At 68.6% G+C, this 2,964-nt stretch carries 1 protein-coding gene; it reads left to right on the top strand.

Annotation, left to right across the window (positions count from 1 at the left end; all coding sequences use genetic code 11):
* The coding region (locus VF665_RS15725; protein WP_331054388.1) for a Tex family protein at positions 1–2,179 on the top strand (2,179 nt) is incomplete at its 5' end.
* Positions 2,180–2,964 lie beyond the last annotated feature (785 nt).

The following is a 2,964-nucleotide window of genomic DNA, read 5'->3' as shown; positions in this document are numbered from 1 at the left end:
TGTTGCCCGCTATCGAAAGGAAGCGACCGGGGAGCTGGACGAGGTGCAGCTGCGCGACCTCCGCGACCGCCACGAGTACCTGGCGGAGCTGGATGACCGCCGCGCCGCCATCCTCAAGTCCATCGACGAGCAGGGGAAGCTGACGCCGGAGCTGCGCGCCTCCATCGAGCGCGCCACGACCAAGTCCGCGCTCGAGGATCTCTATCTTCCCTACAAGCCCAAGCGCCGCACCCGCGCCACCATCGCGCTGGAGCGCGGGCTGGGGCCGCTGGCCGAGCTGCTGTGGGCGGGCGCGGCGACGGACCGCGATCTGGCCGCCCGCGCCGCGGAGTTCGTGGATGCGGACAAGGGCGTGGCCAGCGCCGCGGATGCGCTGGCCGGCGCGCGGGACGTGGCGGCCGAGCGCATCTCCGAAGACGCCGCCGCGCGTGCGTACGTGCGCGAGCAGGTGCGCACGCGCGGAGTTCTGGAGAGCAAGGCGGCGCGCGGCAAGGAGAACGAGGTCAGCAAGTTCCAGGACTACTACGACTTCACCGGCCCCGTCCGCGACCTGCCCAGCCACCGCATTCTGGCCGTGCGCCGCGGGGAGACGGAGGGGTTTCTGACCGCGCGCATCCTGGCGCCGGACGAGGCCATCATCCTCGCGCTGCGCAACCGCTTTCTGGACGGGCACCGCGCGCCGGAGCAGATGGGGATGGCGGTGGAGGACGCGTACCACCGCCTGCTGTCGCCTTCCGCCGAGGTGGAGGTGCGGATGGAGCTCAAGACGCGCGCGGACGAGGAGGCGATCGCCATTTTCGGCAGCAACCTGGAGGCGCTCCTGCTGCAGCCGCCGGCGGGTGGGCGCACCGTGTTGGGCGTGGATCCCGGCTACCGCACCGGGTGCAAGCTGGCCGTGGTGAGCCGGACGGGCGCGCTGCTGGAGACCGGCGTGGTATACCTGCACCAGGAAGACCGCGCGCGGCGGGAACTGACGCGTCTGATTGAAAAGCACGGCGTGGAGCTCGTGGCCGTGGGGAACGGCACCGCGAGCCGCGAATCCGACCGCATGGCGCGCGAAGCCGTCCGCGAAGCCGCCATCGATCCGCGTCCCGCCGTGGTGATGGTCAACGAGGCCGGCGCCTCCGTCTACTCCGCATCCGACACCGCGCGTGACGAATTTCCGGACCTGGACCTCACGCTGCGCTCCGCGGTGAGCATCGCGCGCCGGCTGCAGGACCCGCTGGCGGAGCTGGTGAAGATCGATCCCAAGTCCATCGGCGTGGGCCAGTACCAGCACGACGTGTCGCAGACGCGGCTCAAGCGGCGGCTGGACGAGACGGTGGAAAGCTGCGTGAACCGCGTCGGCGTGGAGCTGAACACCGCGTCCGCGGCGCTGCTGGGCTACGTGGCGGGGATCGGCCCCACGGTCGCGCAGCGCATCGTGGAGCAGCGCGACCAGGCGGGCCCGTTCCGCTCGCGCGCGGAGCTGGTCAAGAAGGTCCCCGGGCTGGGCCCGAAGACTTTTGAGCAGGCCGCCGGCTTCCTGCGTGTGCGTGGCGGCGCGCACCCGCTGGACGCGTCCGCCGTGCACCCGGAGCGCTACGCCCTGGTCGAGCGCATGGCGGGCGACCTGGGCGTGGACATGACGACGCTGGTGGGGAATGAGGCCAGCATTGGCCACATCGACCTGACCCGCTATGTCGGCAACGGGGTGGGCCTTCCCACGCTGCAGGACATCGTGGCGGAGCTCCGCAAGCCGGGCCGGGACCCGCGCGAGCAGTTCGAGGCCCTCGCCTTTCGCGACGACGTGCAGAAGGTGGAGGACCTCAAGGAGGGAATGACGCTGCAGGGAACGGTGACCAACGTGGTCGCCTTTGGTGCGTTCGTGGACATCGGGGTTCACCAGGACGGCCTGGTGCACGTGTCGGAGATGTCGGACAAGTTCATCCGCGATCCCTCGGAGGCGGCGCGGGTGGGAGACCGCGTGACTGTCCGCGTGCTGTCGGTAGATGTGCCGCGCCAGCGCATCGCGCTTTCCATGAAGTCGCCAGGCGCACAGCGGCCGGCGGGCGCGTCCCGGCAGGGCGGGGGAGGGCAGAAGCCGGCCGCGCGCCCGGCACCCAAGGCACCCCCCGCGCCCCAGCCGCCGCGCGACGGCGTTGCCGCGAACGGCATGCGCATCAGGACCAAACACTGATCAGGGTTGAAGCAGGGGGAAGGCGCTGACCTTCCCCCTCCGCCGTCGGTCCTGTCCCATCGGTTCCCCCCGCGCCCGCGTGGGATGCAGTCGCCGTTCAGCCTTGCCGTGTGCGGTCGATGTGTGTTCGTGCCGCGCCGGTGACACGGCCGAAACAAAGCCCTTGACCTGTTCCGGGGAGCCGCTTATACTTGGCGCCCCTCAAGGAACCCCGGCCGAAGCGACGCCGAAGCTGGTTCCGGACAGGGGTTGACGGTGAGGGGTGAGGCTGATAGCTTGGAGGGCTGTCGCCTGAATGGCGGCGGCGGGGCGGGCGGAGGAAAAGTTCTGAAAAACGCCCCTTGACGGTTCGGCGCAACCCTAGTAGATTGAAGGAGTTCGGCGCACGACTGGTTCTGCGAAAGCGAAAAAGTTGTTGAAGCCGAGGGGTTGACGGGAAGGGCTGAGGCTGATAGATTGAAGGACTGCCCGCGGTAAGGGGCGGACGCGGCGGGCCGGGTGAAACTGGTCTGGTTGCCATCGAGAAGGAAGAACGAAGCGGGCCTTGATGTCCGCGGGATTCTGAAATTGACAATTCGGGTCTTGGGAGTGCTTTTGTAAACGAGCGCCCCGTGGTGGAGTCAGCCGAAGGCAACACGTCCTTCGCATCCACGAGCGACACGGGACGTAAACGTGAAAAATTCCGAACGGAAGCAACGGACGTAATTGTCCGGCGTTCTGTTCAACGGAGCTGTTCGAATTCTCATGGAGAGTTTGATCCTGGCTCAGGACGAACGCTGGCGGCG

The sequence above is a fragment of the Longimicrobium sp. genome (genome assembly GCF_036387355.1).
Taxonomy (GTDB): domain Bacteria; phylum Gemmatimonadota; class Gemmatimonadetes; order Longimicrobiales; family Longimicrobiaceae; genus Longimicrobium.
Note: the sequence above shows the minus strand (reverse complement) of the source record. Positions and strands in the feature narration are given on the sequence as shown.